The 23,719-nt window shown below is 36.9% G+C and carries 22 protein-coding genes; 12 read left to right on the top strand and 10 right to left on the bottom strand.

Annotation, left to right across the window (positions count from 1 at the left end; genetic code table 11):
- Positions 1–365 precede the first annotated feature (365 nt).
- The 7 genes from AC1W31_RS14445 (at position 366) to AC1W31_RS14415 (ending at position 6,104) form a co-directional block, all read left to right on the top strand.
- Complete coding sequence (locus AC1W31_RS14445) at positions 366–857, top strand: hypothetical protein (RefSeq protein WP_481735176.1); 492 nt, start codon at positions 366–368, stop codon at positions 855–857.
- A gap of 115 nt (positions 858–972) precedes the next feature.
- Positions 973–1,554, top strand: coding sequence for a sigma-70 family RNA polymerase sigma factor (locus tag AC1W31_RS14440; protein WP_481735175.1), 582 nt, complete (start codon positions 973–975; stop codon positions 1,552–1,554).
- A gap of 54 nt (positions 1,555–1,608) precedes the next feature.
- Entirely contained in the window at positions 1,609–2,076 is a 468-nt protein-coding gene (locus tag AC1W31_RS14435; RefSeq protein ID WP_481735185.1) for a DUF6428 family protein, read from the top strand.
- Positions 2,077–2,153: 77 nt separating this feature from the next.
- Positions 2,154–2,750, top strand: coding sequence for a low molecular weight phosphatase family protein (locus AC1W31_RS14430; protein ID WP_481735174.1), 597 nt, complete (start codon positions 2,154–2,156; stop codon positions 2,748–2,750).
- 102 nt (positions 2,751–2,852) lie between these two features.
- The gene (locus AC1W31_RS14425; protein ID WP_481735173.1) at positions 2,853–3,440 is read left to right on the top strand and encodes a hypothetical protein; all 588 of its coding nucleotides are present in this window, start codon (positions 2,853–2,855) and stop codon (positions 3,438–3,440) included.
- A 319-nt stretch (positions 3,441–3,759) separates the two neighbouring features.
- A complete protein-coding gene (locus AC1W31_RS14420) occupies positions 3,760–4,866 on the top strand; it encodes an acyltransferase family protein (RefSeq protein ID WP_481735172.1) in 1,107 nt (368 codons plus the stop codon).
- A 305-nt stretch (positions 4,867–5,171) separates the two neighbouring features.
- Positions 5,172–6,104 carry a methylenetetrahydrofolate reductase gene (locus AC1W31_RS14415; protein WP_481735171.1) on the top strand — a complete coding sequence of 311 codons (933 nt, stop codon included), beginning with the start codon at positions 5,172–5,174 and terminating at the stop codon, positions 6,102–6,104.
- Positions 6,105–6,233: 129 nt separating this feature from the next.
- Here AC1W31_RS14415 and AC1W31_RS14410 read toward each other — a convergent pair whose 3' ends face one another.
- Positions 6,234–6,809 carry a cytochrome c oxidase subunit 3 gene (locus AC1W31_RS14410; RefSeq protein ID WP_481735170.1) on the bottom strand — a complete coding sequence of 192 codons (576 nt, stop codon included), beginning with the start codon at positions 6,807–6,809 and terminating at the stop codon, positions 6,234–6,236.
- Positions 6,810–6,869: 60 nt separating this feature from the next.
- The gene (gene ispE / locus AC1W31_RS14405) at positions 6,870–7,676 is read right to left on the bottom strand and encodes a 4-(cytidine 5'-diphospho)-2-C-methyl-D-erythritol kinase (protein WP_481735169.1); all 807 of its coding nucleotides are present in this window, start codon (positions 7,674–7,676) and stop codon (positions 6,870–6,872) included.
- A gap of 130 nt (positions 7,677–7,806) precedes the next feature.
- Between ispE and AC1W31_RS14400 the strand changes: the two genes are divergently transcribed.
- The gene (locus AC1W31_RS14400) at positions 7,807–8,415 is read left to right on the top strand and encodes a Uma2 family endonuclease (protein ID WP_481735168.1); all 609 of its coding nucleotides are present in this window, start codon (positions 7,807–7,809) and stop codon (positions 8,413–8,415) included.
- Here AC1W31_RS14400 and recG read toward each other — a convergent pair.
- Positions 8,412–10,508, bottom strand: a complete 2,097-nt coding sequence (gene recG, locus AC1W31_RS14395) for an ATP-dependent DNA helicase RecG (protein WP_481735167.1) — start codon at positions 10,506–10,508, stop codon at positions 8,412–8,414. The two genes, AC1W31_RS14400 and recG, sit on opposite strands and share 4 nt — an antisense overlap.
- Before the next feature lie 319 nt (positions 10,509–10,827).
- Here recG and AC1W31_RS14390 point away from each other — a divergent pair, with 319 nt between their 5' ends.
- A complete protein-coding gene (locus AC1W31_RS14390) occupies positions 10,828–13,269 on the top strand; it encodes a T9SS type B sorting domain-containing protein (RefSeq protein WP_481735166.1) in 2,442 nt (813 codons plus the stop codon).
- Positions 13,270–13,316: 47 nt separating this feature from the next.
- On the opposite strand, the gene AC1W31_RS14385 is transcribed toward AC1W31_RS14390, so the two are convergent.
- The 3 genes from AC1W31_RS14385 to AC1W31_RS14375 are packed head-to-tail and all read right to left on the bottom strand — an operon-like array spanning position 13,317 to position 15,489.
- Complete coding sequence (locus AC1W31_RS14385; RefSeq protein ID WP_481735165.1) at positions 13,317–13,694, bottom strand: Dabb family protein; 378 nt, start codon at positions 13,692–13,694, stop codon at positions 13,317–13,319.
- Positions 13,695–13,711: 17 nt separating this feature from the next.
- Positions 13,712–14,533 carry an aldo/keto reductase gene (locus AC1W31_RS14380; RefSeq protein ID WP_481735164.1) on the bottom strand — a complete coding sequence of 274 codons (822 nt, stop codon included), beginning with the start codon at positions 14,531–14,533 and terminating at the stop codon, positions 13,712–13,714.
- Complete coding sequence (locus tag AC1W31_RS14375) at positions 14,527–15,489, bottom strand: phytanoyl-CoA dioxygenase family protein (RefSeq protein WP_481735184.1); 963 nt, start codon at positions 15,487–15,489, stop codon at positions 14,527–14,529. Before AC1W31_RS14375 ends, AC1W31_RS14380 begins: the two co-directional genes overlap by 7 nt.
- A gap of 401 nt (positions 15,490–15,890) precedes the next feature.
- Between AC1W31_RS14375 and AC1W31_RS14370 the strand changes: the two genes are divergently transcribed.
- The gene (locus AC1W31_RS14370) at positions 15,891–16,733 is read left to right on the top strand and encodes an AraC family transcriptional regulator (protein WP_481735163.1); all 843 of its coding nucleotides are present in this window, start codon (positions 15,891–15,893) and stop codon (positions 16,731–16,733) included.
- Between the two features lie 77 nt (positions 16,734–16,810).
- Here AC1W31_RS14370 and gcvP read toward each other — a convergent pair whose 3' ends face one another.
- The 3 genes from gcvP to AC1W31_RS14355 form a co-directional block, all read right to left on the bottom strand.
- A complete protein-coding gene (gcvP, locus tag AC1W31_RS14365) occupies positions 16,811–19,702 on the bottom strand; it encodes an aminomethyl-transferring glycine dehydrogenase (protein ID WP_481735162.1) in 2,892 nt (963 codons plus the stop codon).
- Between the two features lie 154 nt (positions 19,703–19,856).
- On the bottom strand, positions 19,857–20,363 hold the full coding sequence (locus AC1W31_RS14360) for a GNAT family N-acetyltransferase (RefSeq protein ID WP_481735161.1): 507 nt from the start codon (positions 20,361–20,363) through the stop codon (positions 19,857–19,859).
- A 6-nt stretch (positions 20,364–20,369) separates the two neighbouring features.
- Complete coding sequence (locus tag AC1W31_RS14355; protein ID WP_481735160.1) at positions 20,370–20,864, bottom strand: MOSC domain-containing protein; 495 nt, start codon at positions 20,862–20,864, stop codon at positions 20,370–20,372.
- Between the two features lie 145 nt (positions 20,865–21,009).
- Between AC1W31_RS14355 and AC1W31_RS14350 the strand changes: the two genes are divergently transcribed.
- Entirely contained in the window at positions 21,010–21,351 is a 342-nt protein-coding gene (locus AC1W31_RS14350) for a hypothetical protein (protein WP_481735159.1), read from the top strand.
- A gap of 125 nt (positions 21,352–21,476) precedes the next feature.
- On the opposite strand, the gene AC1W31_RS14345 is transcribed toward AC1W31_RS14350, so the two are convergent.
- Entirely contained in the window at positions 21,477–23,006 is a 1,530-nt protein-coding gene (locus AC1W31_RS14345) for a GH3 auxin-responsive promoter family protein (protein ID WP_481735158.1), read from the bottom strand.
- Between the two features lie 228 nt (positions 23,007–23,234).
- Here AC1W31_RS14345 and AC1W31_RS14340 point away from each other — a divergent pair.
- The coding region (locus AC1W31_RS14340) for a class I tRNA ligase family protein (RefSeq protein ID WP_481735157.1) at positions 23,235–23,719 on the top strand (485 nt) is incomplete at its 3' end.

The following is a 23,719-nucleotide window of genomic DNA, read 5'->3' as shown; positions in this document are numbered from 1 at the left end:
ACCATAAAATGAGCAAAGAAACTACGAAAAAAAGAGGCAAATCAATACGACGAAATATTTAAAGAAAATATTGATGCCGTCATAGAAAATTTTATTCACAAATTCTAAAAATCGAATTTGTAAAATCTGAAAAAATCTCCGTTAAGCTACAAAGGACTAAGGAAAGAGAAGCTGATTTTTTAAAGAAAATCACGGATAAAGAAGGCAATAATTTCATTTTACACTTAGAATATCAAACTCATAATGAACCAGAAATGGTGCATAGAATGTTGGATTATTGTTCTTTGTTACTACGTAAATATAATTTGCCAATTGAACAATAGGTGTTATTTTTGGGTAAAGGTAAATCAACGATGCCCAGTAAATTGAAGTTTAAAAACCTTCGATTTCATGATTATATCATTGATATTCAACAAATTAATTATCGTACTTTTATTGAATCAGACGTTCCAGAAGAGATTTTATTAGCTATTTTGGGAGATTTTAAAAATAAAAATACGGAAACGGTGGTTAAAGATATTGTTGCCAAATTGGAGAGAACAGTCGATTTATCCTTAGAAAGTGAAAAATTATTTCAACAGTTGTTAATTTTAGGAAGACTTCGTAATTTACAAGAAAAAATACAAGAAATCATGAACAGTATTTCAAAATATATAGATATCAAAGACGATTTTCTTTATAAAAAAGGTGAAATAGAAGGTGAAGAGAAGGGAATTGAGATAGGAGTTGAAAAAGCAACCGAAAAGCTTATTTTAAATTTCTTGATGAAGTCAAAACTGACAGTTGAACAAATCGCTGAATATGCAGAGGTTCCAATGACTTATGTAATTGCCATAAAACAGAAACATAATTTATAAAATACTATTCTGAGTTCATTTAGAAGGCATGAAGCACGAGGGCTTTATGCCTTTTTTATTTAAATTTTGCATCCTTTTTAAAGCAATGCTATCTTTATTGAAATAGTATCGAAACATGAATCAAATACCCAAAAATACCATTACTTTCAATGACATTTGGCTCAAATTTAGCCATCCTGTCAAAGATTTTATCCGAAATCAAACCCATAATGCCGATGTTACGGATGATATTTTGCAGGAAGTTTTCATTAAAATTCATCAAAATTTGTATCTTCTTTGGGATGAAGAACGGGTGGCTGGTTGGGTTTTTCAGATTGCCCGAAATACGGTTTTGAATTATTTTCGGGCTCAAAAAAAGCAATTAGAGAATCAAGAATTCCATCTGCAACAACCTGAAGGAGAAAGCCATTTTAAGGAAAATGATTTGAATGAAATCGTAGGAATTTGGTTAGAGGAATTCAAAAAAGACCTTGATCCAAAATACCAAGAAGCCTTACAATTAGTTGATATTGAAGGAATTACGCAAGTAGAGTTGGCTCGTCGTTTGGGAATTTCTGTTTCAGGAGCAAAGTCTCGTGTACAACGTGGGCGTGAGCAATTGAAACAAAAATTAATCGGTTGTTGTCCCGTAAAAACTGACCAATATGGCAATATTTTGGAGATTCAAAACAGAAATGGGGATTGTGTTTGCGTTTAAGTTTTGCATCCTTTTTTATCCTCCTGCGTCTTTATCATAAAAACAAAAAATATCATTAAATTATCACAAGTGAAAACGATATTAAAAAACGTTAAAAATTTGCGTTTTGAATTACAAAATGGCTCATTTATTCCCGCCCATTTTCATGTAACGGAAGTAGGAATGATTACCAAAAACTTTATTGATTGTGGTGGAATCGTTCGCAATGAAAAAGTAGCTAATTTCCAATTATGGAATGCCAACGATACTGACCACCGTTTAGAACCACAAAAACTATTGGATATTATATCGTTATCGGAAAATGTTTTGGGCATTGAAGATTTGGAAATTGAAGTAGAATATCAAGCAGAAACCATTGGTAAATACGGTTTAGATTTTAACGGTGAAAACTTTGTACTCACTTCTAAACAAACGGCTTGTTTGGCTTCGGATGCGTGTGGAATTCCTCCTGCAAAAATGAAAGTTAGTTTGGCAGATTTGCAAAATGCTCCCGTATGCACGCCTGGTGGTGGATGTTGCTAATTTTTATTCGATAAATTTTTTAGCAAGGCTTCTCTTTAAACAGAGCCTTGATAATTCTTTACAAACATTTTCACAAGATGAATGACATCATTTCAACATTTGCTTTCAGCAATATTTCAGACGAAAGAAAGGCTATTTTGCAACCTCTAATTGCCTTTATTCAATCAAAAAAAGACAAGCACGAAACCATTCGCTTGAACTTTATTTGTACCCATAACTCACGCAGAAGCCATTTATCTCAGATTTGGGCTACTACGATGGCGTATCATTTTGGGGTTAAAAATGTGTTTTGTTACTCGGGTGGCACGGAAGCAACAGCCATGTTTCCAAAGGTGACCGAGACATTGGCAAAGCAAGGTTTTGAAATCTTAAAATTAAGCGAAAATGCCAATCCCGTTTATGCCGTAAAATTTGCCAAAAATGAACAGCCTATTATTTGTTTTTCAAAAATTTATAATGATAATTTTAACCCTAAAAGTCATTATGCGGCAGTTGTAACTTGCAATTCAGCCGATGAAAATTGTCCAGTTGTGTTTGGAGCGGAACAAAGATTCCCAATCAAATATGATGACCCAAAAGCCTTTGATGGTACTGATTTGATGGATGCAAAATATGCTGAAAGAAGCCTTGAAATTGCAGAAGAGATGTTTTATGTGTTCGGGGCTGTAAAATAGTGTGGATGCCTTTATCATTCAAGTCTGGAGACTTAAACGAGTAGAATAAGAATATTTTGATTTATTCGTTTGGTATTCATGAATAAAAAACGAATAAAATTTTTGATTTTTTTCTTGTTAATTGGTTGCAGCAAAGCCTATTATCCACCCAATACTGAATACTTGACGGATAGCAAATTTATGGATGTTTCATACATCGAAAATATCCATATTTTAGAATATTTGCAATACCTTGAAGCCGATACAACCTCAAAAGAATTATTTAAAAAAATCAAGCCCAAAACGGCAATGGGTATTAATGGCGAGTTGAATCTGGCTTACATGTATGGCTATTTACACAGGAATGTACCTGTACCAATGACGATTGAATTAGCGACAGAATACTGCAAATGGCGAAGCGAAGTAGTTACTTGCGAAAAGAATTTTGGAGTAAAAAATATTCCCAAACATTATCCCGATTTAATCAAGAAAAACGAACAAGCAACCACTCTTATCAAGTTCATGATTCCTACTAAATTAGATTTGCACATTGCGGATGAGTCAAGGACAAAATTAAAGAAATACAATCCTATTTTGACTAAATATCAAGCACTTACAAGTGATATTGAAGATACGAAAGGTCTTTATTTTTTGCGGTGTGTTGCGGTGGTTTTGGGTAAAAGTATTTTAAATAGAGCCTTAAATTCATAAATTTGAGGCTCTATTATAACCCTTCTATGATAGTTGGATCTTACTTTTTCTCAGAAAAAGCCGAAACGTGTTATTCGATAATCAACCGTTTTCCTCCTCTTTTTTAAAATAGAAATTGATACCGAATAGGTTTTTTCTCACGACTTTCATCAGCGCTATTTATCACAAAACCTTTGTTATTGTCTGGAGACATTAGGCAATGACAAAGTTTAAGGACAATGACGGAAAATAATCTTAAATACCCATTCCAAATTGCTTTTCACCATTATTGTCCATAAATTGTTTAACATTACCACAAAAACAATTTAACAACGATAATATGAACCAACGTTACCTTTCACTTGATATTTTTCGGGGAATTACGATTGCAGGAATGATTATGGTCAATAATTCTGGGAATAGTAATTATACCTACGCACCGCTTCGGCACGCCCATTGGCACGGTTTCACGCCCACCGATTTGGTGTTTCCTTCTTTTATGTTTATTGTGGGCGTTGCCATGCGATTTTCGTTAAAACCCTTCAATTATCAACTCACACCTGATTTACGGAATAAAATCTTGAAAAGGACTGGACTTTTATTCTTAGTTAGTTACGTTATTTTTAATATTCCTTGGTATAATTTTGATATTTCCCATCTCCGTATTCTGAACGTTCTCCAACGAATTGCCTTAGCTTTTTGTTCAGTTTCATTCATCGTGCTGACGGTTGAGCGAAAATATTTGCCTTATTTGGCGGGCGGAATTTTGCTTTTGTATTGGGCAATTATGTGGTTTGTGGGCGATAGAGGCGTTGAATATGAATTACTATCCAATGCCGAAAGGAAATTTGATTTGTTGGTTTTAGGCCCAAATCATCTCTATCACGGTGAAGGCGTAGCATTTGACCCTGAAGGTATTTTGAGTACGCTTCCTGCTTTCGTAAATACGCTATTGGGCTATTTGACGGGCATTTACATTCAAGAAGCTAATGAAAATATTTTACCCAGAATCAAAAAAATGGCTCTTTATGGGTTAGGTTTAATAGTACTTGCTTTGATTTGGGACACAGTTTTTCCTATCAATAAAAAACTCTGGACGAGTAGTTTTGTGTTAATCACCGTTGGATTAGATTTGATTATTCTGTCGATTCTTGTATGGATTATTGATTTAAAAGGAAACACCAAATGGACGAAATTTTTCCATGTTTTTGGCATGAATTCAATTTTTGCTTACGGTATTTCGGAGGTTTTTGCTATCGTCTTTGGCTTAATTCCTGTAAAAGAAGGCGATGCAGAAATTGCGTTTTCTGATTGGCTTTACTGGCATCTTTTTCATCCCATTTTCGGAAATGCTAACGGGGCTTTGGCGTATGCAATTAGCTTTGTATTGCTTTGCTGGCTTTTCTCATGGATTTTATATCGGAAGAAGATATTTTTGAAGGTATGATTTTACCACCAAGACACAAAGACACCAAGATTTAAAATTTACTTTGAGTATTGGTGTCTTCGTAGCAATATTTAATTATCAAAATAAAAATCGGGATAAATCCATGAGATAAATTTATTTGGTTAAATAAAACCTGTTTAAACAAAAATCTCCCAAAAAAAAATTGAATACTTTGTATTTTTGTTAAAATAACAGACCAAATAATATTTGGAAATTTCGATGAAAAATAGATAAATTATCTCTTACAAGATTGCTCTGATGAAAAATACATTATCTTTGTGAGGTAAAAAAAATTTCAAAAATTTATGTTTTTAGATAGAATAAAGTCGAAAGAATCGGGCATATTATTGTACGGAATCACTCCACCGAAAGAACAAGTTGAACCTCAAAGAGTTATTGAAATTGCTGAAAAAACCTTAGCTCGTTTATATTCATTGGATATTGATGCCTTAGTTGTGTATGATGTTCAAGACGAATCTGCTCGCACCACTGAAGTAAGACCATTCCCTTTTTTGAATGCTCACGACCCTTTTGAATTTGCCAAAAACCATCTACATTCGCTTGAAATCCCTAAGATTATTTATAGACCCGCAGGAAAATTCACGAAAGAGGAACTGACTATTTGGGTTGATGATTTGGTTGCTCACGGGTTTTATCCCGTTTTTGTAGGTGTTCCAGCCCCAGATTTTATCCCAGTAACCACGTTGCCAGAAGCTTACGAAATTTGGCGCAAACATGAAGCGACTTCGGTTGTTGGAGCCGTTACGATTCCAGAACGCCATGCCGTTTTGAAGGATGAAGACCAACGAATTCTCGATAAAATGTCATCGGGCGTGAGTTATTTTATCTCGCAATGTGTTTTCAATGTGGAATATGCGAAAGAAGTTATTGACGCTTTATCTAAAACTTGTGCAGAGAAAAAAGCTGAATTACCAACTATTATTTTCACTTTAACTGCCTGTGGTTCACTGAAAACCTTACATTTTATGGAATGGTTAGGAATTCACATTCCAGAAGGATTGAAAGAGGAATTTAGAGCATCTGATAATATTTTGGAACGTTCAGTAGAGGTTTGTCTTTCTATTGCCGAAGAACTTATCAAATATTGTACTGAAAAAGGTGTTCCTTTTGGCTTTAATATTGAAAGTGTTGCCATTAGAAAAGACGAAATTGAAGCCTCTATTTTCTTGATAAATCGGATTGGAGAAATGTTGAAGGAGCAAGGAATTCGTAAGTAATAAATGAGTTGTTAGTTGGCAGTAAGCAAAACTATTGACACTTTATACGATTTCAATGACCGCTGACACTTATATCGTCAGTGGTTATTTTTTACTTTTCTTTCTATATTTTCTATCTTATCTACGTGGTTACAAATTCCTCCAAAGTAAAAACAAAAAAAGCACCACCCAAAGCATATCCACAAAATGCCAATAGAAAATTATTAGATTAATTTTTAGTTGATTAGGGGGATTTACTGAATATATAAACGACTCAATATAAGACATTCGTTTGAGGGCTTCCACGAAAATTTTTATCAAGAAAAATAACCCTAACACGATGTGGAGAATGTGTATGCCCGATAATAGATAAATAAATCCTCTTGCATTTCGAACTTGCGCAGTTGAATTTTGAGCAAAAATCTCCTTCCATCCCCATAATTGCATGACAATAAAAGCCAACCCCAATGACAAGGTAATTCCCATCAATATTCGATAATTCAAATACTTATCTTGCTTAAAATTCATATTTGCCAAGTGCAAAGTGAGGCTACTAATCATTATTACGAGCGTACTGATCCAGAAGATTTGGGGAATCTGAATTTTCTCGAAACCCGCCTCTGGGCGTTCACGAGCGAGATAGGTTGCCATTAATCCAAAAAACATCAATCCACTTCCGAAGATTGCCATTTGGAGCATAAATTTAAAGGGTTCTCTGCGTTCCATAAAGTGTACCACGATTCTCCAGAATCGCAAATGAATTTAGTACGATTCTGGAGAATCGTTTTACATTTTTCCTTGCCAAACAGTATACTCAGCAAAGGTTTGTCTCAAATCAATTTCTTCTTCAAAAATCCCAAAAACCGTTGAACCCGAACCCGTCATACTTGCGTAAGCTGCCCCGTGGGTATAAAGTTGTTCTTTGATGGTCGAAATGGCTGGATATTTTGACAAAAGATGGTTTTCAAAATCATTTTTTACGATATCAACCCATTGATTAACAGGATTTTGTAAGATTTCTTTCAAATTAATGTCAGATTTCATAGGTTTCACACCCGAATAGGCTTCTGACGTTGAAATATGGATATTTGGGTTTACTAAAACGATAAATTTACCTGATAAATTCAAGGATATTTCTAAAAACTCATCTCCTTTCCCAACGCAATATTTGGGAAGATTTTGGATAAAAAAAGCACAATCACTACCCAACTTTCGGGCATAATTTTCCATTTGTTCCGTTGTAAGATGTAACTCGAAAAGGTCGTTTAGGGTTTTGATGGTAAAAGCACAATCTGCCGATCCTCCGCCCAATCCCGCCCCAATCGGTACAACTTTATGGAGATGAATCATCACGGGAGGAATATTAAAGTCCTGTTTTACAAGATGATAGGCTTTTAAACACAGATTCGTTTCTGGATTTCCAGGAATTGGAATTCCTGTACTTTTAAAAGAAAGTTTTTCAGCGGGCAGAATCTCCAAAACATCGCACCAGCCCACTGGATAAAAGCAAGATTCAAGATTGTGAAAACCATCAGCCCGTTTTTCGGTAATGTGAAGACCAATATTTATTTTAGCGTTTGGGAAGGTTACCATTGAAAATTTTTAATTTATTGTAAATTTAGAAGGGAATAGTGGGTTTGGCAAATTATTGAAACAGTCAATAATACAACTATTGCTTGATTTTACGGAAAATAAACCCTAAAATTGTGTAAAGAAAAAGACGATGACAGCAGTTGTAGAAAATATAATTGAACCAGAAAAATCATCCATTCCTTCTTCATTAATATACGAAGAAATGGATGGAGTTCCTGTGTATTATCGTGGATATCGGGATGTATTGTCAGGTAAAAAAACGTTGGAAGAAATTATGTCTTGTAGCTCACTTCAAGCAGTTTTAGTTAGTTTAATCAATTATTTTTTAGGCAGTAAAATAGACCGTAAAAAATATATTATTGCTACGAATGAGTCGGGATTGCATTTGGCAAAAGGCAATAATTTAGCCAATGATATTGCTATTTTCAAAAAAGAAAACCTAAAATTAGATAACCATTTTTTTAAAATCGCTCCCAAAATAGTAGTCGAGGTAGATATAAAAGCCGAGGTAGAAGAATATCCTGCCAGAGAGGCTGATTATATTTTTGAAAAATCACAAAAATTGATTGAATTCGGCGTTGAAAAAGTCATCTGGATAACTACTCAATCTCATAAAATATTTATCGCCACTCCTTCCGACACTTGGCTTGTGATGGATTGGAATAAAGATGTTGAAGTAATGGATGGCGTAATTATGAATGTAAAAAAGATATTAGACGAAGAAGAAATTAGTTACTAACTAATTCTCGCCCAGTTGCTTTCATTGGCTCTTTTTCTATCTACCTGCTCCTTAATCATCAGATTTTTAGGTAGTTCTAAATTACCATCTTCTTCCAAAATTTCGGTCGCACATTCTCTGGCAACTTTCAGAATTTCTCCGTCTTTTGCCAAATCGGCAATCAATAAATCAATCACTCCGCTTTGTTGCGTTCCTGATAAATCGCCTGGCCCACGAAGTTGCAAATCGACATCGGCAATCTCAAAACCGTCCGTTGTTCTCACCATCGTATCTATTCTGACTCTGGTATCTTTGGATAATTTTACGTCCGTCATCAGAATGCAATAACTCTGGTCTGCTCCACGCCCCACCCGTCCACGCAACTGGTGAAGTTGGGAAAGTCCAAAACGTTCGGCACTTTCAATGACCATTACAGAGGCATTCGGAACGTTTACGCCTACTTCAATCACGGTGGTTGCTACCAAAATTTGTGTTTCTTTTTTAATGAATCGTTGCATCTCAAAATCCTTATCGGCAGGTTTCATTTTCCCGTGAACAATGCCAATCTGAAATTCAGGAAATGCCCTTGCCATGCTCTCAAAGCCATCAGTCAAGAATTTATAGTCTAATTTTTCGGATTCTTCAATTAATGGATATACCACATAAATCTGTAATCCTTTATTAATTTCATCCCGCATAAACCCAAAAACATTCAGTCGGTGGGAGTCATAGCGATGAACGGTTTTAATAGGTTTTCGTCCTTTGGGTAATTCATTAATAATGGAAATGTCTAAATCACCGTAAAGCGTCATTGCCAACGTTCTGGGAATTGGTGTGGCGGTCATTACCAAAATATGGGGGTGAATATACTTATTTTTCTCCCATAATTTTGCCCGTTGAGCCACACCAAAACGGTGTTGTTCGTCAATAACGGCTAATCCTAAATTTTGAAATTGAACGGTATCTTCCAAAAGGGCGTGCGTACCTACGATTATTTTTAATGCTCCATTTCTAAGTCCTTCATGAATAACTTCTCGCTGTTTTTTACGAACCGAACCCGTTAATTTTTGGATGGTAATTCCCAATAAATCAGCATAAATTTTTAGTCCGTCATAATGTTGTTGGGCCAAAATTTCGGTGGGAGCCATGATGCAAGCTTGAGCTTTATTGTCAATCGCCAAAAGCATACAAATAAATGCCACAATGGTCTTACCCGAACCCACATCTCCTTGCAACAATCGGTTCATTTGCTTGCCCGATTTCATGTCTTCAAAAATCTCTCGAATCACTTTCTTTTGGGCATTTGTGAGTTCAAAAGGGAGATGATTTCTATAAAAATCGGTTACCAAAACGGCACTCGTAAAAACCTGTCCACTGTAATCAACTCTGCGTAAAAGTTTCTGTTTTATCAGTCGTAATTGATTATAAAACAGCTCTTCGAACTTCAAACGGCGTTTTGCTTGATGCAACCACGCTTCCGATTGCGGGAGATGAATATTATAAACGGCATCTCGTTTGGAGACTAATCGGTATTTTTGGGTAAGATTTTCGGGTAAAGTTTCGGGTATATGGGTGTAGGCTTGCTCAAGCAGATAACGTTGCATATTGGCAATCACCTTCGAGTCCACGTAACGTTTACGAAGTTTCTCAGTTAAGCCATAAACGGGCTGAAAATAGCCCCCTTTTTCATTATCAGGATTGAGCAATTCCATTTCTGGATGTTGCATTTGCGGACGACCATTAAAGAAGGCTGGTTTTCCGTAAATTACATATTCTGCTCCCGCTCTAAGATTTTTCTCCAAGAAGCTAACCCCTTGAAACCAAACGAGTTCCATCGTTCCAGAGCCATCCGAAAATTGTCCAGTAAGTCTTGCTTTATGCCCCTCTCCTATTTTCTCCACAAAGCGTAATCGCCCTTTTATTTGGGCAGAATCCATGCCTTCATAGAGTTCAGAAACTTGATGAAATTTGGTGCGGTCTTCGTATCTGAAAGGGTAATATTGAATTAAATCACCGTAATTAAAAATCTGTAATTCAGTATTCAATAATAAAGCCCTCGACGTGCCAACGCCTTTGAGGTATTCTACTCTTGTATCGAAAAAATTGGGTTGCATATTTTTAGGGATTAGGGGCTTGGGATTAGGTTTTTTGACCCATAAATTCCAAAAACTCCTAAACGATTTTCTAAACAATTTAAACAATTTTGTGAAAATACCACTTTTTACGTAAATTAGTATTCAACCAATCCACCCTTACTACTATAAATTTTCTGTTATTTATTAAAAAAATGTTCAATTTCTTATACTAAAGGAATTAAGTATCTGTTAATCAATAACATAATTCTTAGCTACATAATATACACTTCCATTAAAATTTTATATTATTTTCTATGTTTGTTTTAGGAATAATCGGTCAGTTTTTAATCCAGAAGTCATGTCTAAATTTTACCGTTTTATATTATTTTCTATTTTAATTATTACCAGTTTATCAGTTCGAGCCAACCATATTTTGGGGGGTAATTTTGAATTGAATAATACTGGTACAAACGGCTATTATGAATTAAAGCTGAACCTATTTTTCGATAAAGCTACTCGACAAGTTAATGTATCGGATAATAACTATGCCGTTGCTATTTTTCAGAAAAGTAACAATAAATTAATGAAGGCTTTGACCTTGAGTACTTATGAACCACAAGGTACACCATTTGTTTTTACAAACGAAAAATGTGCTACCAGTCAAGGACTAAATATTGCCGTTATTTCCTATGTTCAAAACATTTATCTTGACCCAGACTCATATAAAGACCCACAAGGTTATTACATTGTATGGGATAGATGTTGTAGAAATGTTGCCAGTAATATTACCAATTCCGCTGGGTCTGGTATGCTATTCTACCTTGAATTTCCTCCTCTTAAAAATACTACGGGTGCGGAATTCAAGAACTCTTCTCCTCAATTTAGCACACCTAATGGTGAATATATTTGTAAAGGACAGCCTTTTAGATTTGACAATTCAGCTTCAGATATAGATGGCGACCAATTACGTTATTCGTTTGTTACCCCACTTAACGGATATAGTAGCTCTTCCACGCCCGTTCCAAGTCCTGTTGGTTCATCCAATTATCCTCTCATTAGTTGGGTTGGAGGTTATAGTGCCAATACAGCGATTCCCAGTAATCCTGCTATGACTATTGATGTTAATGGAATTATCTCGGTCAATTCTGACCAATTGGGACTTTACGTCTTTTCGGTATTGGTGGAAGAATTGCGCAATGGGGTAGTTATTGGACGTGTTCGGCGAGATTTTCAATTGAAAGTAATTGATTGTCAAGCCCCTCCAGTTGCTCCAATCGTTTTTAAGGAATTAGACCCATTACCAACTCAATTATCCAAAATTGACATTTGCGAGTTTGGATTTATAGAAATTGCCACTAAAAATGACCCCAATTATCAGTATCAATGGCAAAAAGACAATGGTAATATTATGGATGCCGATAGTTATAAACTGAAAGTAACAGAAGCGGGAGAATATACCGTTGTGATTAGTTATAAACAAGGTTGTAGTGGTTCAGCAACTTCTGGAAAAACGATTGTTGCTATTCAGCCTGGTGTTAAATTTGAAGTTTCCCCGAATACCGCAAAAGTGTGTGAAACACCCACAGGCATTGCCTTACAAGTGCAGCAAGTGGGTGGAGGAACATTCAATGCTGGCAATTATTTGTACCTCTGGACACGTGATATAACTGACACCATAACCGTCAGAAATGTGTTCATTCAAGCCAAAAAAACGGGAAAATATAATGTTAGAATGACGCAATTAACAGGGTTTTGTCAGTATGATTTAACATCAGATGTTACGATTAATCCTTTACCAGAAGCAATTATTACCAATTTAACGGGCAAAAAAGTTATCTGCGAAGGTGATTCAATTCCATTAAATGCAAGTGTAAGTTCGGGTAATCAATACGAATGGTTTCAAGAAGGCGTATCCGTTCAAAAAAGTGCAAATTCACGATTTCCAGTCTTGAAAACGGGTATTTATAAAGTGGAAATCACCGATGGGAATACTTGCAAAAAGATGTCGGATACCTTGAAATTGAAAGTAAATCCACTTACGCCCGTAAAGTTTGACACCATTTATCCAACCTGTGGAACGGGCGGAAATAGGATTAATTTACCGCCTTACGTTCAACCTTATGATGCCGTGAAAGGTGTATTTTCGGGGAGAGGAGTTGCTGGAACGGTCTATACGCCTTTATTGGCAGGTTTTGGCCCTTCACCGATTACGTATATTTACACCAATGAGTTTGGCTGTGATACCAAAGCATCTCGAATTGCATTCGTGGACTTAACGCCAAAAGTACGTTTGGGCAATGATATTACCCTTTTTAAGGGCGATACCGTTACCATAAAAAGCAGTGTGTCTGGAAGTTATAAAAATGATTTAATCCTAAGTTGGTCTCCTTCCGAGGGATTGAACAGTAGCACGGTGGGTCGTCCCGTAGCTTCTCCGAGTGCCACTACCCAATATATTTTGAGCGCTAAATCATTATCCAGTAATTGCACGAATCAAGATACGATTTTGGTAACGGTTAAGACAAAAATCCAAATTCCAACGGGTTTTACCCCAAATGATGATAACATAAACGAAACGTGGATTTTGGAAGGAATTGAAGATTATCCCAATGCTGAAGTCAAGATTTTTAATCGTTGGGGAGGAGAAATTTTTGCGACTAAAAATTATCAGAATAATCCTTTTAATGGTAAAAAAGACAATTCTACTTTACCGATGGGAACGTATTATTACGTCATCAAAACGGGCGATGATGTGCCTACGCTCACGGGATATGTGACGCTTGTGCGAGGGGGGCAATAAGCAAAATAACGGGTGTCAACCCGTTGTTTTGTTGGGTTAGCATATCATTATTTCATCCAATAATCCACCACAAAAACCTTCTCCATGTGTGGCTTCAAAACCGTCTGAAAGTCTTTATGGGCTTGATGTTGTTGATAATCCGCAGCATCTTTTTCTGTTTTAAAACTCAAAATAAAACAATGCGTAAAACCTTGATCGAAGTGTTCTTGACTCATATTTACGCCCCATTCAAAAGCCGCAATTTGAGGCACTTTTCCGTATAACGCCGCAAAAGTTTTAGCCACTTTCTCCACAGCTTCGGGCGAAGAAGTATCCTTAAATTTGAAAATCACCACGTGACGAAGTAATTTCTGATTATGCTTTTTCTGAGCAAACGTAGCGAAACTCATCGCTAATAATAAACTAACTAAAATAGTGATTTTCATAAGATTTGATTTGTAGTTTAAAATAAGTCCATTGGATTATCCACGACTCTGTAATTTTCGTTAAAATTGTCTATCAAAATCATATCTTCTTGACTGATTTGAAAATCGAAAATATCAAAATTTTCCTTCAAACGAGCCAAATTAGACGATTTTGGAATGGCTGAAATGCCTTTTTGCAAAATCCATCTTAGGATAATTTGGGCGGAAGTTTTCTGATATTTATGCGCCAATGCCAAAAGTTTTAAGTCAGTCATTCGTTCTCCACGCACCAAAGGCGTGTAGGCTTGCAACTGAATTTGTTTGGCTTCGCAGTAATTCAATAAATCTTTCAGATACAAATATGGACTGAATTCCACCTGATTTAGCGCAGGCGTAATGTTTCCGTAAGTTGCCAATTCGTCCAAAAAAGGAATCAAATAATTAGCCACGCCAATGGCTTTTACCCGACCATCCGCATAGAGTTTTTCAAGAGCCAACCATGTGTCTTTGCGAGTGGATTTAAGGGGCCAATGAATCAAGTATAAATCTATGTATTGGCAATTTAGTTTCCGTTGACTTTCATCAAAAGCTCGCAACGTTTTGTCGTAACCTTGTTCATAATCGTGAATTTTGGTGGTAATGAAAAGCTCATTTCTCACAATTCCACCTTGTCGGACGGCATTACCAATTTCGATTTCATTTTTATACATGGCTGCCGTGTCGATGAGGCGATAGCCAATCTCCAAAGCCCAAGAAACTGCTTGTTCAGCTTCTTGATTGTACATATCATATACGCCAAGCCCCAACAAAGGCATCTTGGCCTTTGTATTTAACGTAGTATAAAGCTGATTTTCTACCATTTTTCAAGTCCTAATAGTTTTTTTCCTAAATCACTTAACTCGGCGGTTTCATACTTTGTTTGCTCCCAATTTCGAGGGTCGCCAGGGAAGGCATAACCTTCGGGAGCAATACGATTTTTCCAAGAATTTATCCGCCATTCACGCATAGAATCATTGTTTTCTTCGGCAGGCATCATCGAAATATATTGAGCCATTCTTACTTTATCCTCGGAATTATTCGGACGAATTCCGTGCGGCGTTGAGCTGTTGAATATTAGTAAATCACCCGCTTCTAATTTCACTCGGTCATATTTTCCTTCAAATGCCGTAGTATCAGGCTTGAAACGATTACGGTCTTCGGGTTGCGTTAATTTCCACGTATCGTAAGTTCTAAATAATTCAGGGATACACTGAAAACCACCCATATTTTCATCCGCTTGGTCGGCAAGTGCCAAAACGCCTTGCACATTTTGCGGTTTGGTTTCGGGGTCATAATCCCAGTGAATGAATCCTTTATATTCAAATCCTGGGCGGATTGGAAAGTTTAAATTAGCTCGATCAATCGTCACCCACAGTTTTTCAGTTCCCCAAACATCCGAAAAAGCATCGTGTACTCGCTCCATTTGACGATTATTCCACAAATGCTGATTATTATAAACTTCCACCATGCCCGTATTAGTTAATTCTTTCATCAACATCTCCGCCCGTGGTTGGGTGTACCACGTTGATTGGTCATTGGGGTCTTTTTCTTCAAATTCCCACAGGAAATTTGCCGTTTGCAAAGCCTGTTCTCTGGGAACGGCATTTTTAATAATTACGTAACCATTTTCTACCCAAAAAGCCCAATCGGCTTCACTCAAAACCTTCAAAGGTTTACCATTCGAGCGGTCGTTGAGTTTGATATGACTACTCGTTGCGGTAGAAGGATTGCCTGGAATATCCTTATGATTGGCATTCGGCATCATTGTGGCAGCCATTGTTGTGGGAGCCGTTGCTGTTGGGGTCATTGTCGGCACCATTGTATTTTCATTCAATTCCATGATAATTTATATTTTTGTTTGAAATAATGATACAAATTTATATGATTTTGAAATGTGAATGTTAGCACAATTATTACCTATTTTTGAACAATATTGATATATAATGACTTTTTTTATAAAATTATTGTAAAAATAAGTAGCTTTATACTTGAATTACGGATAATCTTGTCTATAGTTAAGGAGTATCCAATTAATAAAATACGCTTATTGCCGTTCAACTTCCCGAAAGTTTAAACCCACAATGGATATTGTTTCGGGAAGTTCCTCCAAATAAAGGATTATTTTTTACAATTTTCTTAAAATAAAATGGACAAGGCTGTCTATATTACATGATGGAAATGCAATTTGAAGAAATAAAACCCGATACCGAAAGCTCCTTCAATTTAATGGTCAATCCAAAATTGAGCGATTTTTTCTATTGGCATTTTCATCCAGAATTGGAGTTGGTTTATATTGAAGGAACGAACGGAACTCGTCACGTGGGTGATCATATTTCGCAATATGAAGAAAGCGACTTGGTTTTTATTGGCTCAAATATACCGCATCTCAATTTTGATTATGGCGTAAAAACGGATTACGAAGAGATTGTTGTACATATAAGGCAAGATTTTTTGGGGAATGCTTTTGTTAATACGCCCGAGTTATCGAAGATTAATCAGCTTTTTGAAAATGCAAAATTGGGAATCGCATTCAGTCGTGAAACGAAAAATAAATTGGCTGAACGTTTAATACAATTGCCTTTACTGACTCATTTTGAGCAGTTTTTAGAAATCTTGAGTATTTTTCAAATTTTAGCAAATGATAAGAACGTAGAATTATTGCACGCTAATTCCTTTGAAAATCAATATACTAAAAAGGACCAACAACGCATGAAACGGCTTTATCAATTCATCGATGAAAACTATGAACGAAAAATTGATATTCGAGAGGTAGCCAATTTAAGTAGTTTATCGGAACCTGCTTTTTGTCGTTATTTCAAAAAAATGACTCGCCTCACTTTTACCGAATTTTTAAATCATTACAGAATCAATAAAGCCAAAAAGTTTTTGTTGTTGGATAAAAATATTACCGAAACTTGCTATGCATGCGGTTTTGAAAGCATTTCTTATTTCAATCGAACTTTTAAGAAAATCACGAACGAAAATCCTTTGGCTTTTAAAAAGCAGCATTTGGGGATATAAGCTTTCCAAGCTTAAAATAAAAAAAAGGGAGAAATAGCAAATGCCGTTTCTCCCTTAAAATTTATACTAAAATTTATCTATTCAGCCGTTGCATATTCCTCAATCGAAATACAACTACATACTAAATTTCTATCACCGTAAGCGGAATCAATTCTTGAAACGGTTGGCCAGAATTTGCTTGCTTTCGTGTATGGCAATGGGAAAACTGCTTTTTCACGAGTGTATGGTCTGTTCCAATTTTCTACTAAAACTACTGCTTGAGTGTGTGGAGCGTGTTTTAAAACGTTATTTGCTTTGTCGGCATTGCCTTCTTCAATCTCACGAATTTCTTCACGAATACCAATCATAGCATCACAAAAACGGTCTAATTCTGCTTTTGATTCTGATTCGGTTGGTTCAATCATCAACGTGCCTGCCACTGGAAAAGAAAGCGTTGGCGCATGAAAACCATAATCCATCAAGCGTTTGGCAATATCTTCCGCTTCAACACCCGCTGACATTTTGAATGGACGACAATCTAAAATCATCTCGTGAGCGCAACGTCCTTCAGAGCCTGTGTAAAGTACAGGATAATAACCTGCCAAACGTGCTTTGATGTAATTAGCATTTAAAATTGCCGTTTCAGTAGCACGGGTTAATCCGTCTCCACCCATCATCGCAATGTACGCATACGAAATGGTTAGGATAGAAGCTGAGCCATAAGGGGCTGCCGAAACTGCTGAAATACCTTGGTTTCCACCCACTTTTGCAACCACCGAGTGACTTGGCAAAAATGGTGCTAATTGCTTAGCAACGCCAATGGGTCCCATACCAGGGCCTCCGCCACCGTGAGGAATACAGAAGGTTTTGTGTAAATTTAAGTGACAAACATCGGCACCGATTGTGGCGGGCGAAGTTAAACCTACTTGGGCATTCATGTTGGCACCATCCATGTAAACTTGTCCACCATGTTGATGAATCATGGCACAAATTTCAATGATAGATTCTTCAAAAACCCCGTGCGTTGAAGGATACGTAACCATTAAACACGACAAATTAGCAGCGTGCAATTCGGCTTTTTCTCTTAAATCATCCAAATCAATATTTCCATCTTCATCGCATTTTGTAACCACTACTTTCATTCCTGCCATCACTGCCGAAGCAGGATTTGTACCGTGTGCCGACGAAGGAATTAACGCAATATTACGATGGGCATCTCCTCTTGATTCGTGATAAGCCCGAATTACCATCAAACCTGTATATTCACCTTGAGCACCCGAATTTGGTTGGAAAGACATGGCCGAAAATCTCGTGATTTCACAAAGCCAATCGTTCAATTCTTCAATCATGGCGGAGTATCCCTGCACTTGATTTTTGGGAGCGAATGGATGAACATTACCAAATTCTGCCCAAGTTACTGGAATCATTTCGGTAGTAGCATTCAATTTCATCGTGCAAGAACCTAAAGCAATCATGGAATGAACCATGGATAAATCTTTATTTTCTAATTGTTTTAAATACCTAAGCATCTCATGTTCAGAGTGATAGCTATTAAAAACTGGATGCGTAAGATAATCAGTATTACGTTTCAATGATTCCGGAAAAGCGTAATCTACTTGGTCGAAAAGTGTATTTAGTTCAACTTCCGATGTTCCGATTTTCTCAAAAACGGATATAATATTCTGAACGTCTTGTAACGTACAAGTTTCGTCCATTGAAATTCCGATATATTTATAATCTTCGTAATAACGGAAATTGATTTCACTGGCAAGCGCCTCTTTTTTAAGAAAAGTTTCGTTTTCTCCCACGTTTACTTTAATAGTATCAAAGTAAGCACTGGTTTCAATTTTATAACCTAATTTTTCTAACGCTAAAGTCGTCAATTTTGTCAATCCGTGTACACGTTCAGCAATGGCTTTCAAGCCTTCTGGGCCGTGATAAACCGCATAAGCTGCTGCCATTACCGACAATAAAACTTGAGCGGTACAGATATTTGAAGTGGCTTTTTCACGGCGAATATGTTGCTCACGAGTTTGCAAAGCCATACGCAAGGCACGATTCCCTTCTGCATCAATGGATACCCCAATAATACGTCCCGGAAGATGGCGTTTGAATTCGTCTTTCGTACCAAAAAATGCCGCATGAGGGCCTCCAAAACCCATCGGAACACCAAATCTTTGTGAAGTTCCAACCACAACATCGGCACCCATTTCGCCAGGCGATTTCAATAAAGTCAGGGCCAATAAATCAGAAGCTACCACCACGTAAATTCCTAATTCGTGGGCAGTTTCGATAAGGCTGGTATAATCAAAAATTTGTCCATCCGAAGCCGGATATTGCACAATCATTCCGTAGATTCCTTCGTGAGTTAAATTAACTTTTCGGTGGTCACCTACCACAATATCAATGCCCAGTGGCATGGCACGAGTCTTTAATAAATCAATTGTTTGTGGGTGACAAAGTTCAGATACAAAGAATGTTTCAGCATTTTTCTTAGTGCCTTTTCTTTGTCCGTAAAGCATCGTCATTGCCTCGGCAGCCGCTGTTCCTTCATCCAAAAGTGAGGCATTGGCAATTTCCATACCCGTCAAATCAAGCACCATTGTTTGATAATTCAACAACATTTCCAAACGACCTTGGGCAATTTCGGCTTGGTAGGGCGTGTAGGCAGTGTACCAAGCTGGATTTTCGAGAATATTTCTAAGAATTACCGTTGGCGTGTGCGTATCGTAATAACCCATGCCAATGTGTGATTTATACGTTTCGTTCATCTCCGCCATTTTCTTGAAATCTCTTAGGAATTGAGCTTCAGATTTTGCCGCTGGCAAGTTCAACGATTTACGTAGATGAATAGACTGCGGAATGGTTTGATTGATGAGTGTTTCGATAGAATCAACCCCGATGGTTTCGAGCATTGCCTTGCGATCGGCTACATTAGAATTATTGTGGCGATTCTCAAATTTTTCTTGATACTGAAAGTTTATCTTCATTTTGGGAGAAAGAATGGTCTTTATTTAATAAAATCTTAACACAAATTTACGGAGAAATAGTTTGTAAATTATCACATTAACAGGACGTTAAATAAAATTGTTCAGAAGAAGACAGGAAGGTTTTTGAGTACTAATTTATCTTAAAATTGTACAATTAAATGCCAAACAGCATTAGTTCTATATCCTTGTTAGACAACCGAACCATTTTTTCAAATTGTAATCCAATCTTTTTGATTAGTGCAATGGATACCACATTTTCAGGGTTGACAATGGCAACTATTCGCTTGATTTTAAGGTCATTAAGGGCATAATCCAGCATGGCAGTGGCGGCTTCATAACCGTAGCCCTTCCCAATAAATTGTGGCAAGAAACCAAATCCAATATCAATGTCATCCAAACCTTCCCGCTTCACAATCCCACAAATTCCAAGAGATTCGTTGGTTTCTTTGATAACAACTACGTAAAAACCGAACCCGTACTCCCGATAACTTCGAATGTTTCCATTGAGTAAATACTGTCCTGCCTCTTCAATGGTTCTTACATTTCTATCGCCAATAAATCGTAGCCATGCGGGCGTATTCAGCAATTCGAGCATAAAAGCCGCATCATCAAGCGTGAATTTTCGGAGGATTAATCTTTCTGTTTCTATTACTATTTCCATGTTTCACTAAAATTTCACTTCGTCACCAATCTTAATTTTCCCTTCTTCAATCACCCGACAAATTATTCCCCCGTGTCCACGCATGGCATTAAAACCGCCCTTGCCAAGGTTTTCTTCCATTCTACTACACGGAAAACAGAAACCCGTCATTTCTAAGATTGCGTCACCAATTTTGAATTGTTTATCCTTCAACGCATTCAGATTAATTCCCTGCACTACGATATTTCTCCGAATTAGGGCGGGGTCAATAGTTGACTTGCCCAAAAAGGAAGCAACGGCTTTGATATGTTCGGCTTGAATCAGGGTAACTTGACGTTTATTATTGGTATTTCCTTTATTGGCACGGTCGTTAGTAAGTCCACCGATATTGGCAAAAGTCTCGTCTAAAACCTCCATCGGTTGCCGAGTTTGCGGACGAATACCAATCCAAACAACTTTGCCCGACTGAGGAAAATTGCCAAATAAATCCTTGAAGGCAGTTTCTGAGTTTGATGTTAACATTTTTTGGTAATTTACTTGTTGATTGTGTTTCACGTGTTTTCTTTGTCACCAAAGACAACAATATGGTGGAACAGTTTTTTTTACAAATTTGCAATGAGTAGTATTAAAACGACACATTAGGCATTCGAAAATTAAGGACAATTTTATGGAAAAGGAAATTGATGAATTAAGAGAAGGATATTATTATTTGCAATTATTAATATCAAACCCGCAGCAAGCAGATTTTCAAGTTAAATATGTGTTTAAATATTGTTTTTTGGCATTTTATATGGCTTTCTTGATGCTAATTTTGGGGTTATACTTTGAGAATAACCACTACAAAGTTCCTATTTCTTTGCGGCGTAATCCTTTCACTTTGGGAATTCCCTTTGGTATTCTCTTTTTTGGTAGCTACAACTTAATTTTTAATCCTCTTTTTAAAAAAAACGATGCAGAAAGAGTTGAATACGAATTTAGAGAAAGAATTACGAAAACCTCGTATCATTAAATTCTTACTTTACTTTTTAGCTTCCCTTTTATCAATGCCTGCTGTAATGGCTTTATTTATTTACAAAATTATATAAACCTTAAATTTATACTGTTCAGAAAGGAAGTTTTGATTTAGATGCATATCTACACCAAAACCTCCTTCCCCACCAACAAAATCTCCTCCACAAATTCTCTTGAATTACTTAATCTTGGTACTTTGTGTTGTCCGCCCAATTTTCCCCGATTTCGCATCCACGTGTAGAAAGTATCATGAGGTACAACGTTGATTTTGGGTGCTTTCAACACCATATCTTTGTAGCGTTTAGCATCATAATCTGAATTAATTTCTCGAAGGGTTTCATCCAAAACTTTATTGAAAACTTCTTGATTATCAGGATCTTGCGAAAATTCTATAATCCATTCGTGACAACCTTGTTGGCGGTCATTTATATACACAGGTCCAGCCGTATAGTCACTCAGGATTGCTCCCGTAGCCTCGCAAGCACGGGTAATGGCACGCTCGGCATTTTCAATAATAAGTTCTTCGCCAAAGGCATTGATGAAGTGTTTTGTCCGTCCCGAAATCTTGATTCTGTACGGATATTTTGAGGTAAATTTTACGGTATCGCCAATTTTATAACGCCACAATCCCGCATTGGTCGAAATCATCACGGCGTAATTTTTATGTAATTCTACTTCATCCAAAGTCAAAGTTTTGGGGTTTTCGTTCTCAATTTCTTCCATCGGAATAAATTCGTAGAAAATACCGTAATCCAACATCAACAGCATTTCGTCGGGGCGAGAAAAATCATCTTGCACCCCAAAAAATCCTTCGGAAGCATTATAAATTTCAAGATAACTTACTGAATTTGAAGGAAATATACTTTTATGGAACATCTCACGGTAAGGTTGAAACGCCACCGCCCCGTGAATAAAAAATTCAAAATTTGGCCAAACTTCGAGGATGTTATTTTTGCCGGTAATCTCCAAAACTTTCTCAACCAACACTAAAGTCCAAGTCGGAACACCCAAGATACTTGTTACATTTTCTTGAGAAGTAATTTCTGCCATTTTCTGGATTTTCTCTTCCCAAACATCCATCAAAGCCACATCCAACGATGGTGTGCGGATTAATTGCGCCCAAATTGGCAAATTTTTCATCACCACCGCCGACACATCTCCCAATAAACTTCTGGTATTCAACTGGTTAGATTGCAAACTACCTCCTATCGACAAGCCTTTTCCAGAAAAAACTTCGGTATCGGGCTTATTTTCAACCAAGAGCGTCATCATGTCTTTTCCGCCCATAAAATGACATTCATCAAGCGATTCTTTGGAGACGGGAATAAACTTAGAACGAGCATTTGTCGTGCCAGAAGATTTAGAAAAAAACTGAATTTCGGAGTGCCAAAGGACGTTTTGTTCGCCCCGCATCATGCGTTCTATGTAAGGAAAAAGGCTTTCGTAATTGGAGATAGGCACACGTTCTTGGAAGTCTTTAATAGAACTAATTGACTGATAATCAAAACGTTTACCCCATTCGGTATTTTTGGCAGATTGGATTAAATTCCAAAACATTTGCTCCTGTGTTTCCATGGGTCGTTCCATAAACGACTGGATTCGGGGCAAGCGTCTTTTCATCAGCCAAGCAATTGTTTCGTTGAGGATATCCATGTGGGTTTCGAGTGAATAATGAACAATTAAGAATTAATAGTTGGTGTTTATAGTTTCTTAATAGAAGATTTTTTATCCACTATTATCTATTTTCTATCAATTGTACACTAATTACAAACATACAAGAATTTATCGAATGTAACAACAACAAACAGCCATCATTCTTGCGAAAACACCCCAAAGCATTGCTTTAAATTCCTTATCTTTGCAGTCCAAATTTTTAATATGATGATTTCAAAAACATACGCTCCACAAGACATTGAAGCCAAATGGTATCAATACTGGCTTGATAATAAACATTTTGCGTCGAAACCGAACCCTGACAAGGAACCTTACTCAATAGTCATTCCTCCGCCAAACGTTACGGGCGTGCTTCACATGGGACATATGTTGAACAATACCATCCAAGACGTGCTGATTCGTAAAGCTCGTATGGAAGGTAAAGAGGCTTGTTGGGTGCCTGGAACTGACCATGCGTCTATCGCAACGGAAGCAAAAGTCGTGGCGATGTTGAAAGAAAGAGGTATTGAGAAAAAGGATATTTCTCGTGAAGAGTTCTTGAAATATGCGCACGAATGGAAAGATAAATACGGCGGAATTATCCTTGGACAATTACAAAAAATCGGAGCTTCGTGCGATTGGGACAGAACTCGTTTCACGATGGAACCATCTTTGTATGAGGCAGTTATAGACACTTTTGTTCGTCTTTACAA

The organism is Arcicella sp. (genome assembly GCF_964672035.1).
The sequence above is the reverse complement of the archived record's forward strand: the minus strand, read 5'-3'. Positions and strand labels throughout refer to the sequence as shown.